The organism is Mesorhizobium sp. (assembly GCF_017306585.1).
Classification (GTDB): domain Bacteria; phylum Pseudomonadota; class Alphaproteobacteria; order Rhizobiales; family Rhizobiaceae; genus Mesorhizobium.
The window spans coordinates 1-11,501 of record NZ_JAFKIC010000301.1 but is presented as its reverse complement, the minus strand read 5'-3'; the positions used below and the strand labels follow the sequence as shown (position 1 = coordinate 11,501).

8 protein-coding genes and 1 riboswitch are annotated in these 11,501 nt (G+C 65.6%); of the genes, 7 read left to right on the top strand and 1 reads right to left on the bottom strand.

Features of this window, described 5'->3' with window-relative positions:
- The 7 genes from J0I79_RS33600 to J0I79_RS33570 all read left to right on the top strand — a co-directional run.
- Nucleotides 1-3,196, top strand: a 3,196-nt coding sequence (locus J0I79_RS33600; protein WP_292870026.1) for an efflux RND transporter permease subunit, incomplete at its 5' end; no start/stop codon positions are given.
- A 207-nt stretch (nucleotides 3,197-3,403) separates the two neighbouring features.
- Nucleotides 3,404-3,778 (top strand): hypothetical protein, encoded by a 375-nt coding sequence (locus tag J0I79_RS33595; RefSeq protein WP_292870023.1) that lies wholly within the window; start codon nucleotides 3,404-3,406, stop codon nucleotides 3,776-3,778.
- A gap of 110 nt (nucleotides 3,779-3,888) precedes the next feature.
- A riboswitch (cobalamin riboswitch) is annotated at nucleotides 3,889-4,092 on the top strand.
- 186 nt (nucleotides 4,093-4,278) lie between these two features.
- On the top strand, nucleotides 4,279-6,234 hold the full coding sequence (locus tag J0I79_RS33590; protein WP_292870020.1) for a TonB-dependent receptor: 1,956 nt from the start codon (nucleotides 4,279-4,281) through the stop codon (nucleotides 6,232-6,234).
- 3 nt (nucleotides 6,235-6,237) lie between these two features.
- A complete protein-coding gene (locus tag J0I79_RS33585) occupies nucleotides 6,238-7,098 on the top strand; it encodes an ABC transporter substrate-binding protein (RefSeq protein WP_292870017.1) in 861 nt (286 codons plus the stop codon).
- Complete coding sequence (locus J0I79_RS33580) at nucleotides 7,095-8,096, top strand: iron ABC transporter permease (protein WP_292870014.1); 1,002 nt, start codon at nucleotides 7,095-7,097, stop codon at nucleotides 8,094-8,096. The genes J0I79_RS33585 and J0I79_RS33580 overlap by 4 nt, the downstream gene beginning before the upstream one ends.
- Nucleotides 8,093-8,890: an ABC transporter ATP-binding protein gene (locus tag J0I79_RS33575; RefSeq protein WP_292870011.1), complete on the top strand. Its 798-nt coding sequence runs from the start codon at nucleotides 8,093-8,095 to the stop codon at nucleotides 8,888-8,890. The genes J0I79_RS33580 and J0I79_RS33575 overlap by 4 nt, the downstream gene beginning before the upstream one ends.
- 2 nt (nucleotides 8,891-8,892) lie before the next feature.
- A complete protein-coding gene (locus tag J0I79_RS33570) occupies nucleotides 8,893-9,927 on the top strand; it encodes a hypothetical protein (protein ID WP_292870008.1) in 1,035 nt (344 codons plus the stop codon).
- A gap of 14 nt (nucleotides 9,928-9,941) precedes the next feature.
- Here J0I79_RS33570 and J0I79_RS33565 read toward each other — a convergent pair.
- A partial coding sequence (locus J0I79_RS33565) for an MBG domain-containing protein (RefSeq protein WP_292870005.1) occupies nucleotides 9,942-11,501 on the bottom strand: 1,560 nt, incomplete at its 5' end.

Here is an 11,501-nt window from a genome sequence, read left to right as displayed (position 1 = left end):
GCAATTGCCGGTCGCGCCGCTGCCGGCGGTGGACTACCCCGTCATCTCGGTGCAGGCGTCGCTGCCGGGCGCCAGTCCGCAAGTGGTGGCCAACACCGTCGCCAGTCCGCTGGAGCGGCATCTCGGCGAGATCGCCGACGTCAACGAAATGACATCGTCGAGCAGCGTCGGCAGCGCGCGCATAACACTGCAGTTCGGACTGGACCGAGACATCGACGGCGCGGCGCGCGACGTGCAGGCGGCGATCAACGCGGCGCGCGCCGACCTGCCGTCGAGCCTGCGTTCCAACCCGACCTATCGCAAGGTCAATCCTGCCGACGCGCCGATCCTCATCCTGTCGCTCACTTCCGATACGCTGTCCAAGGGCCAGCTCTTCGATGCCGCCAGCACCGTGCTGGCGCAGAAGCTCTCGCAGGTCGACGGTGTCGGCGAAGTGTCGGTCGGCGGCTCCTCGCTGCCCGCCGTGCGCGTCGAACTCAACCCGCAGGTGCTCTATAATTACGGGATCGGGCTCGAGGATGTGCGCGCAGCACTTGCTTCCGCCAACGCCCACAGCCCCAAGGGCGCCATCGATGCCGGCGACCAGCGCTACCAGATCTACGCCAACGACCAGGCCACGCAGGCCGATGCCTATCGCCCGCTGATCGTCGCCTATCGCAACGGCGCGCCGGTGCGATTGTCCGACGTTGGCCAGGTCAACGATTCGGTCGAAAACATCCGCAATGCCGGCCTCGCCAACGGCAAGCCGGGTGTGCTGATCATCATCAACCGTTCGCCCAACGCCAACATCATCGAAACGGTGGATCGGGTGAAGGCGCTGATGCCGACGCTGCGCGCCTCGATCTCGCCGGCCATCGACCTGTCGCTGGCGGTCGACCGCTCGACCACCATCCGCGCCTCGCTCGACGAGGTCGCGCAGACGCTGATGATCGCCATCGGCCTGGTGATCCTGGTCGTCTTCGCCTTCCTGCGCGACGTGCGCTCGGCGCTGGTGCCGATCGTTGCGGTGCCGGTGTCGCTGGTCGGCACGCTGGGCGTGATGTATCTGCTCGGCTTCAGCATCGACAATCTGTCGCTGATGGCGCTGACCGTGGCCACCGGCTTCGTCGTCGATGACGCCATCGTCGTGCTGGAGAACATTTCCCGTCACATGTCGGACGGCATGGGCCGCATCGAGGCGGCCATCAAGGGCGCGCAGGAAGTCGGCTTCACCGTGCTGTCGATGAGCGTGTCGCTGATCGCTGTCTTCATTCCCATCCTCTTGATGGGCGGCATCATCGGCCGCCTGTTCCGGGAATTCGCCGTCACATTGTCTGCGGCGATCCTGGTCTCGCTCGCCATCTCGCTCACCACCACGCCGATGATGTGCTCGATCCTGCTGCGCGGCGAAAGCAAGGGCGGGCACGGCCGACTCTATCGCCTCAGCGAACGCGTCTTCGAGGGCATGCTGAACTTCTATCGCCGCTCGCTCTCCTGGGCGCTGAACAATCCCCTGCTGATCATGGCGGTGCTGGCGGCGACGCTGTGCCTCAACTTCTATCTCTACGTCACCATTCCGAAAGGCTTCTTCCCGCAACAGGACACCGGACGGCTGACCGGCTCCATCCAGGCGGACCAGGCGACCTCGTTCCAGCTGATGTCGCAGAAGCTCAGCCAGTTCGCCGCCATCGTCAGCAAGGATCCCGCCGTCGACACCGCGGTCGGCTTCACCGGCGGCGGCCAGACCAACTCCGGCTTCATGTTCGTGTCGCTGAAGCCGCTGGCCGAGCGCAAAATCTCCGCCGACCAGGTGATCGGCCGGCTGCGGCGCGAGCTCGCCGTCGTGCCCGGCGCCACGCTGTTCCTGCAGGCCGTGCAGGACATACGCGTCGGCGGGCGCCAGTCGAACGCGCAGTACCAGTACACCTTGCAGGGCGACAGCTTCGACGAGCTCGCCGAATGGGCGCCGAAACTGGCGGCTGCGCTGCAGACCGAACCGAAGCTTACCGACGTCAACAGCGACCAGCAGAACAAGGGCCTGGAAGCCGACATCACCATCGACCGCGACACCGCAACGCGCCTCGGCGTATCGGCGAGCCAGGTGGACAACACGCTCTACGATGCTTTCGGCCAGCGCCAGGTGTCGACCATTTACGTGGCGCGCAACCAGTATCACGTCATCATGGAGGTCGCCCCGCAATACTGGCAGACCCCGGATGCGCTGAAGAATGTCTATGTCAGCACGTCGGGCGGCTCGGTCGGTGGCTCGCAGTCGAGCAACGCCGTCGCGGGCACTTTCGCGGCTTCCGGCCAGTCCGCCAGCGCGGCGTCGATCGCCGGGGATGCTGCGCGCAACCAGGCCAACAATTCCATCACCAGCACCGGCAGGACGGCGGCCTCGACCGGAGCGGCGGTCAGCACCGGCGCCGAAACCATGGTGCCGCTATCGGCGATCGCGCGTTACGGACCCGGCAGCACGCCGCTTTCGGTCAACCACCAGGGCCTGTTCGTCGCCACCACGCTGTCGTTCAACCTGGCGCCGGGCGTGGCGCTTAGCGAAGGTGTCGCCGCGATCAACGCGGCCGCCGACCGCATCGGCATGCCGACCACCATCCACGGCAGTTTCCAGGGCACGGCCAAGGTGTTCCAGGATTCGCTTTCCGACCAGCCGCTGCTCGTCCTTGCGGCGCTGCTGGCGGTCTATGTCGTGCTCGGCATTCTCTACGAAAGCTACGCGCACCCGCTGACCATTCTCTCCACCTTGCCATCGGCCGGCGTCGGCGCACTGCTGGCGCTGACACTGTTCAACACCGAGTTCTCGATCATGGCGCTGATCGGCATCATCCTGCTGATCGGCATCGTCAAGAAGAACGCCATCATGATGATAGACTTCGCGCTGGCCGCCGAGCGTGGCGAGAACAAATCGGCGCGCGACGCCATCTACCAGGCATGCCTGCTGCGCTTTCGGCCGATCATGATGACGACCATGGCGGCGCTGTTCGGCGCGGTGCCGCTGGCCATCGGCCTCGGCGAAGGAAGCGAACTGCGTCAGCCGCTGGGCATCGCCATCGTCGGCGGCCTGATCCTGAGCCAGATCCTGACCCTCTACACGACACCCGTCATCTACATCTATGTCGACCGTTTCGGCCAATGGGGCCGGCAATTGCGTTCACGGGCGCGCTACCCCTGGCAGCCGGGCGTGCAGCCAGGAGAGTGACGGCATGACAGGCAGGCGCTCCCTGGCGATCACGAACTGTCAACTTTGCGTTCCCCGCCGTGCCGCGATCCGCAACGTGCCTATATCCATGGTGCGGGCCACGAACCGCCGGCGATGACAGGATCATCGCGACGCGACGGGAGCGGATTTGCCCGCGATCGGAAAGCGATATGCATACCGCTTTTCCCGTTGAAGGGAGGCGCAGCCATGCGCAGTTTCATACCGAAGACCATCTTTATCGCATCACTTCTGGCGGCGGTGCCGTTGTCGAGTGCCTATGCCGTCCATCGCCATAGGGTCGAACCGGGCGGCATGTCCGTCGAGGACAGGGCCATCATGGATCAACTGCAGGGCGTGAAGCAGGGGATCGTCGAGGCGATGGATGCCAAGGCGATCACGCCCGCACAGGAGCACGATCTGATGATGCAGGCCGACAGCATCCATCTATCGGCCTCAAGCGGCGGCGCCTACCGGAGTCTGCTCGGCCAGATCGAGGACCTGGATCAGCAATTACAGCTCGATTCGGGCGGCGGCTTCTACATCGGCGACGGCGCCGACGGCGGCTACTATCCCAACGGCTGACGCTGGCTAGCCACGACCATACGGACACGCCTCCGACGACGATCCCCGGAGGCGCGCCCGATAGCCACATGATCCGGCAGGCGCGGTTGACGCCTGCCGGATCGCTCGCTAGCTTTCCGACCGGAACTGGTTCCGCCGCGAGGCGGATGAAAAGGGAACACGGTGAGGCCGGCACATCTGCCGATTCCGTGGCTGCCCCCGCAACTGTAACCGTTGAGCCATCTTCCTCGAAGCCACTGGTCGCGCGACCGGGAAGGCGGAAGAGCTGCGAAGACACGGAAGTCAGGAGACCTGCCCGTTCCCGTCACCCATGCACGAACACGGGGTGTGTTCATGCGCGGTCGCCCGTGGCGGTGACATTTGAAAAAGTGTTGCCGCATGCCGGGACGGTCGGGGAAGATGGACGTGCCAGGAAATCTGCCATTCGCTTTCTGCCTGCGGTTTTTCAGCAGAACCCGGGGCGATGTCGTTCGCCCTGCCAGATATTTTCGGGGGCAGACATGTATCAACGGACATTCACGGCCGGCGCGTTGGCGCTGGCATTGACAGGCATTGCCGACGCGCAGGAACAGACGGAACAGGACAAGGCAAGGACGCTCGACAGGATTCTCGTCACCGATGGCCGCACACCCATCGAACAGGAGAAATCCGGCCGCGCCTTCACCGTCATTACAGGCGAGCAACTGGAGAAGAACCAGGTGCGCTATGTCGCCGACGCATTGCGCCAAGTTCCCGGCTTTGCCGTATCGCGCACAGGTTCGTTCGGCGGCTTCACGCAGGTGCGCGTGCGCGGCGCCGAGGCGAACCATCTGCTGGTCATGATCGACGGCGTCGAGGTCTCGGAGACATCGAGCGGCGAGTTCGATTTCGGCAGCCTGCTGGTCGACGACATCGACCGCATCGAAATCCTGCGCGGCCCGCAAAGCGCCTTCTGGGGCTCGAACGCCACCGCCGGCGTCGTCAACATCATCACCAGACGCGGCGGGCGCGACGGCTTCAAGGTCGATGCGCGCACCGAGGGCGGCACGGACGGAACCTTCCTCGGCGGCGTTTCGCTGCGTGGTGGCGGCCAGAACTACGATGTCGCCCTGTCGGCCGCCTTCCGCCGTACCGACGGCTTCAACATCGCGGCCAACGGCAACGAGAAAGACGGCGACCGCAACACCACGCTGAACGGCAAATTCACCGTCGACCTGTCACCCGACCTCACGGTCGACGCCACGCTGCGCTACGTGAACCGCAGGAGCGACACCGATCCACAGGACTTCAGGTGGGGCAGCGGCACCTATGGGCAGGTTGTCGACGGTCCGGACTGGACGGCGACGCGCGAATTCTTCGGCTCGGTCGGCGCCAGCTATGTCTCGATGGACGGCGCGCTGACCCAGAAGGCCCGCTTCACCGGCAGCGACACGCATCGAGACAGCTTTTCGAGCCTCGCCACCTCCGACCCGAACACCTGGGACGACGGCAACCGCTACAAGGGCAGCTACCAGGCGAGCTACCAGTTCGACACGCCGACGATGCTGGACGCCCACCACCAGTTGACGGCCGGCTATGACTGGCAGCGCGAGACATTTGCGCCTTCGCATCTGACGCAGACCTTCAGCCGCCAAAGCAATTCCTTCGTCGGCGAATATCGCGGCGAATTCCTGCAACAGTTCTATGTAAATGCGGGCCTGCGCCGCGACCTCAACGACCGCTTCGAGGACGCCACCACATGGAGCCTCAGCGGCGCCTGGAAGGTACCGGACACCGCAACGCGCCTGCATGCCTCGGTCGGCACCGGCATCACCAACCCGACCTTCTACGAGCAGTTCGGCTATTATCCCGGCAGCTTCGTCGGCAACCCCAACCTCAAGCCGGAGGAAAGCACCGGCTTCGACATCGGCGTCGAACAGGGCTTCTTCAATGGCGGCCTGGTCGTCGATGTGACCTATTTCAATCAGGACCTGACCAACGAGATCTACACCAAGTTCGGTCCGGGGCCATTGTATCTATCGACCCCCGATAACCTTGGCGGGACCAGCAAGCGGCAGGGCATCGAACTGTCGGCAACGGTCGATCTGTTCAACGGCTTCTCGGCTACAGCGACTTATACCTATACCGACTCGACGGAGCAGAAGCAGGCTGGAGGTCCGCGCGAGGTTGAAGTGCGCCGCCCGAAACATTCCGGCTCGCTCAACGCCGCTTACCTCTTCGACGAGGACCGGGCCCGCGTCTTCGGCGAGGTGGTCTTCAACGGCAGGATGCTGGACAATTCGTTCTCCATGGCGGGAACGACGAGCGTCACGCTCGGCGCCTACACGGTCGTCAACGTGGGCGGCAGCTACAGGATCAACGAGCGCCTGGAAGCCTATGGCCGCATCGAAAACCTGTTCGACCAGCAGTATCAGGAAGTGTTCGGCTATAACACGCAGGGCCGAACCGCCTTCATCGGCCTGAAAGGAAGCTACTGACCGATGGCAGGAAGCCGACACCCTTCTTGCGCGCTCTGCGCGGGGACGGCGATCGCCGCCCTCGTGACGGCCTGTGTGCCCGCACTGGCCGCCGAGGCGCCGAAGCGGGTCGTCTCCATGAACCTGTGCACCGACGAGATGGCCATGCTGATCGCCGGCCCCGGCCAGCTTTACTCCGTCTCGTATCTCGCCAGCGACCCGGGTTCGTCGGTGCTGGCCGATCAGGCCGGCGCCTATTTGGTCAATCATGGTCTCGCCGAAGAGATCTTCCTCATGCAGCCCGATCTGGTCATTGCCGGCACCTACACGACCCGGACCACGGTCGCCCTGCTGCGGCGGCTCGGCTTCCGGGTCGAGGAATTCGCACCGGAAAATTCCTTCGACGATGTCAGGGCCAATCTGAAGCGCATGGGCGACATTCTCGGCCGGCAGCAACGCGCCGGCGAACTGGTCGCCGAACTCGATGCCGGCCTTGCCGGGCTCGAGGCAAACAAACCACCTGATAAGACCGTCGCGCTCTATTACGCCAACAGTTACACGTCGGGCTCGGGCACCCTCGCCGATGCCATCGTCAAGGCTGCCGGCCTGACCAATATCGGCGACACTTTAGGCCTGACCGGTACGGCGAAGCTGTCGCTCGAACTGCTCCTACTCGCCAATCCCGATATTATCGTCAATGGCGACAGCCATTACCCGAAGCCGGCTCTGGCACAGGAGAACTTCGTCCATCCCGCCTACCAGGCCCTGTCTGGCGAGAAGGTCGCCATACCGGGCAAATACACCATCTGCGGAGCGCCGTTCATGCTCGAGGCCGCCCGTATCCTCCAGGACGCGGCGCGCAAGCCGGAAGGTGCCGCGCCATGAGCGACCTCGCGCGCTACCGGCTGGTGCTGGCCGTTCTCGCTCTCGCGACCTTGATCCTCTTCCTGCTGTCGCTGACCGTCGGCCCGGCGGCGATCGGCTTCGGCGACAGCCTGTCGGCGCTGTTTTCCGAAAAACGCGACGCCATCGCGCTGATCATGCGGGAGATCCGTCTGCCGCGCGCCCTGCTTGGCCTGATGATCGGCGCGACGCTTGGCCTGTCAGGAGCGGTGCTTCAGGGCTGGCTGCGCAATCCGCTGGCCGAGCCCGGCCTGCTCGGCGTCAGCGCCTCGGCCTCGCTCGGCGCTGTGATCGCCATCTATTCCGGCCTGTCCGCCGCATTCGCGCTCGGCCTGCCGCTGGCCGCCCTTGCCGGCGCGGTGCTGGCGGTCCTCGTCGTGCAGGCGATGGCCGGCCTGCGCGGCGGCGCGCTCACCATCATCCTGTCGGGCGTCGCGGTCTCCGCTTTCGCCGGCGCCATGACCTCGCTGGCGCTCAACCTCTCGCCCAATCCGTTCGCCGCGCTGGAGATCATGTTCTGGATGCTGGGCTCCCTCACCGATCGTTCGATGACGCATGTGTGGCTCGCCGCTCCCTTCATGCTCGCCGGCTGGGCGATGCTGGCGAGCCTCGGCCGCTCGCTCGACGCGCTGACGCTCGGCAATGATGCCGCCGTCAGCATGGGCGTCGATGTCAGGCGCGTGCAGTTCCTGGCCGTGTTCGGCACCGCCGCCTCGGTCGGCGCCGCGACCGCGGTTGCCGGCGCCATCGGCTTCGTCGGTCTTGTCGTGCCGCACGTGCTGCGGCCGCTGGTCGGCGCCCGGCCCTCGCGCCTGCTCCCGGCCAGCGCGCTCGGCGGCGCCTCCATGCTGCTCGCGGCCGATATTCTGGTGCGGATCATCGCGCCGGGACGCGACCTCAAGCTCGGCGTGCTGACCGCGATCGTCGGCGCGCCGTTCTTCCTCTGGCTGGTCTACCGGACGCGGAGGCAACTGCCGTGAGCCTGCTTTCCGTTTCCGGCTTGTGTGTCTCGCTCGGCGGCAGGCCCGTGCTCAAGGGTGTGTCGCTGGACGTCGCGCCCGGCGAATTCGTCGGGCTGATCGGTCCCAACGGCGCCGGCAAGTCCACCTTGCTGCGCGCCGCGCTGGGCCTGGTGCGCGGCGACGGCCGCATCCTCATCAACGGCAACGAGACGCTCTCCATCCGCCAGCGCGCGAGGCACGCCGCCTATCTGCCCCAGGAACGCGACATCGCCTGGCCGGTGTCGGTCGAGATGCTGGTGTCGCTCGGCCGTGCACCCTACGGCACCGCCTTTTCGCGGCCGGACGCCGAGGACATGAAGGCAATCGATCGCGCCATGCAGCGCATGGAAATCTCCGCCTTTCGCGACCGGCCGGCGACGGAACTATCGGGCGGCGAAAAGGCCCGCGTGCTGATTGCCCGCGTGCTGGCGCAGGAGGCGCCGCTGCTTCTGGCCGACGAACCCACAGCCGGTCTCGACCCCTCGCATCAGATCGCCTCCATGCGGGTGTTCGCCGATCTCGCTTCTGAAGGCCGGGCGGTCGTCGCCTCCATGCACGATCTCGGCCTGGCGGCGCGCTGGTGCTCGCGCCTGATCCTGCTCGACCGGGGGATCATTATCGCTGATGGGCCGCCGCGCGCTGTTTTGACCGCCGGGCGGCTGCGCGCGATCTACGGCGTCGAGGCCTATCTCGGCGAAGCCATGGGCGGCATGGTGATCCAGCCCATGGACGTCGTCGCCGCCGACGCGGCGGATCACGAAGACAAGGAGTAGTCATGGGCGATCTCGAACATCTGCTGCGGCGACATCTGGCCGATTGGCGCACCGGCTGGAGCATGGGCAGCTTCGGCGCCATCGCCGAGTTCCATCAGGACGCCGACGAAGCCCCCGTCGTCGATGATCCGCGCAATCTGCTGCGCGCGACAAGGCGCGGCGCCATTCACATCGACCGCCGGAAGCTGGCTGGCATACGCGCCGTCGCCTACGAGACGGTGAGCCCCAAACGCCATCGCTGGAGCCAGGCCGTGTCGCTCTGCCTGTCCGACGCCCAGGCGCGGCGGTCGGCGCGTTCGGTGCTGACTGAACTCGGACCGGACGACGACGCCATTCGCGGCATCGACCGCACCGGCATCCTGTTCGACATGGGCCTGTCGCTGCCGCAATGCGATTTCTGCATCCGCACCAGCGATCCGAAGCTGCTCGCGGTACTGAGGGCCGGCCTTGGCCGCTCACTGTTCGAACACGACAATCCGGCCCTGATGGCGATCCTGGGCGCGCATCCGCACCGTGTCGCGCTGACCAATATCGGCCGCATCGAAGTCTATCAGAAGATCGGCGGTCCCGACACGGGCGGGGTCTCGCCGCCGGGGCCGCACACGCATCTCCTGCCGAAGCTGCTCAAGAGCGGCCGCACCCATTCGGCCAACACGCCCATTCCCGAACATCTCATGCCGCTCGGTTCGCTGCATCCGGGCAATCCGGTGATCGGCGCCATGGGCGAGGACTTGCCTTTCGACGATGGCCTGCATCGCGACTTCCAGGCCCTGCTCGATGGCTACGGCAATCCGGAAATCGTTGCGGTGAAGCGGCGCGTGACGGACGGACTGGCGAAAGGCGATGGGCCCGAAAGCTTCGACATGCCGGCCAACCGCTTCGCGCGCGCAGCCGTGCGCCTGGCGTTGCGCCAGCAGGCGCGGCTGGCCGAACATCTCGGCGACGTCGCGCTTGGTCAGGCGGTGGCTCGCTGGCAGAAGGTTCACGATCAAGGCGCCGATGCCGAGAACGAAGACGACGACGCCCCGGGACACTGATCCCCAGGCGCGCCTTACTGGATGGATGCGGCGCAGACAGCAGCGGTTTCCGCCAGGCTCTGGCAGAAGGCAGGACCATCGAGGCGTGGATCCTCGAGCAGCGTCTGCACATCCCCGCTGGCGGGCTGCCCGGTGAAGAACACCGGAGCCGGTCGCCCGGCACCGTGGCTGGCCGCGCTGTAGGCGACAACGCTGGCCGTATCGACCGAGGGCACGGCGTTGGCCGGTTGCACCACCAGATCGGCGCCGACATAGGTCAGCGCGTAATTGGCCGAGGCGGCAAGGCTGCCTTGTTCGATGGCATAGCTGCCCGGCGCGCTTGCCGTGGTTGCGTCAGTCGAGAGCGCACCGGTGAGCGTATCGGTGCCGACCAGTCCCAGCCCGCCGATCGTATAGGTCAGCGTCGGATTGGGCATGCCCTGCGCCCGGCTCTGCGCATCGGCCGTAACAGTGATGGCGCGCCTGCCGACTGTGAAATCGGCGCCGACATAGGTGATGGCGTAGTTGGCGTTGGCGGCATCGGTGAGCGTGCCCCGGCCGATCGCATAGGCGCCGGCATCCTCGCCGGCGGCACGATCGAGAGCGCCGACAAGGGCGGCGCCACTGCCAAGGCTCGACGTGGTGTAACCGTAGGACAACGGATCGGCGTTGCCATAGACCTTGCCCTGGCCGGCATCGGCCGTGACGGTGACCGAACGTTTTCCGATGCTGAAGCTCGTACCACCCACGAAGGTGATGTCGTAATTCGAATTGCTGGCGTTGGTCAGTGTGCCCTGGCCGATGGCATAACTGCCGACATCCTCGCCGCTTGCCCGACTAAGCGCTCCGACAAGCGCTGCGCCACTGCCGAGGCTCGATGTGGTATAGCCAAGGGATGACGGGTCGGTATCACCGTAGGTCTTGCCCTGCCCTGATGTAGCAGTGACCGTCACGGCGCGCTTGCCGATGCTGAAGGTCGAGCTGTCGAAGGTGATGTCGTAATTCGAATTGCTGGCGTTGGTCAGCGTTCCCTGGCCGATGGCGTAGCCGCCGACATCTTCGCCCGCTGCACGGTCCAGCACACCGACCAGCGCCACGCCGTTGCCCAGGCTGGTATAGCTGTAGCCCAGGGATGACGGGTCGGCATCGCCGTAGGTCTTGCCCTGCCCTGATGTAGCGGTGACCGTCACGGCGCGCTTGGCGATGTTGAAGGTCGAGCTGTCGAAGGTGATGTCGTAGTTCGAATTGTTGCCGTTGGTCAGTGTGCCCTGGCCGATGGCATAGCCGCCGACGTCTTCGCCCACGGCACGGTCCAGCGCACCGACAAGGGCGACACCGTTGCCAAGACCCGACGTGGTGTAGCCATAGGACGACGGATCGGCATTGCCATAGGTCTTGCCCTGGCCAGCCGTCGCTGTGACCGTCACGGCCCGCTTGCCGATGCTGAAGGTCGAGCTGTCGAAAGTGATGTCGTAGTTCGAATTGCTGGCGTTGGTCAGCGTTCCCTGGCCGATGGCGTAGCCGCCAACGTCCTCTCCCGATGCGCGGTCGAGCACACCGACCAGCGCCACGCCGCTACCCAGGCTGGTATAGCT